Raw genomic sequence first — 896 nt, forward strand, 5'->3', positions numbered from 1 at the left:
CTGAAAATCTTTTGGCCAGGTTTGGCGTTCGCCTTTGAGAAAAACACTTTTCTGATTGATGTCGAGAGAAAAGTTTCGGTCTTCTGAAATAAACCAGCCATCAAGCGACAGCGAATCCAAATTTAGCGTTAGAGGAAAATCCAGAGAATCTATCAACCCTTGTACGGGAATAAATGTATTCTCGGGTGTTTGATAGACGAAAAGAGATTCTTCGAGTAATAGCTGATCGTAACTTAATTGTACGATCAGTATATTATCCTCTGCCAACTCAACAGGTTCTGGAGGGAGCTCTGCAAAAGCATGCTCCCATACAGCTAAGTAAACGANAAAAATCGAGAGGCCGGCATAGCGTGGCATATTAGGTAAAATCCATCTTACGTTATAAGAGTCTGCCAGGTGTCTAGAATGTTATCGTTTGCTCGATGACATTGCTGCCACCAAACTTTTCGTCCTCAGTAAAGCGTAGAAGATATTCTTTTCCAGTTAATGATGCCGCTTGGCTTAAGCGGACTTTGACTAGTCGTTTTAAAGTTGGAGTATATAAAGCGATACCTCGAATAAAGCCTACGCGGGAGCCAAGTTGCTCACCGTTCTTCTCATATAGTTCCACGTTCCCATAGAGAGAAAAATTTCCTTGGCGATGTAGCGAGAAGTGGAGCTCTTCTACTTGCTCGTTTTGCACGATTGGCTGAATGTCAGAGATGCTTGCCGTGGTCGTAGAAGCGCCTTTTCTAACGATTACGGGGATTGCTAGTTTTAATACTGGCTGAACGGCAAGGTTTAGTTGGATATCTTCATCGTTCTTTGGGGTAGCCGGAGAGTTCGCGTCAGCTTTTTGCGGGATCTGTTTAAGTACCAGGTGAGATAGATATTCCCCTTCTGCCAAACCTTTAGGG

General features: G+C 43.6%; 1 protein-coding gene. It reads right to left on the bottom strand.

The features are described from left to right. Nucleotides 1-400 precede the first annotated feature (400 nt). Nucleotides 401-896, bottom strand: a 496-nt coding sequence (locus A3766_RS31780) for a hypothetical protein (protein WP_197479830.1), incomplete at its 5' end; no start/stop codon positions are given.

This window comes from Oleiphilus sp. HI0132 (assembly GCF_001635845.1).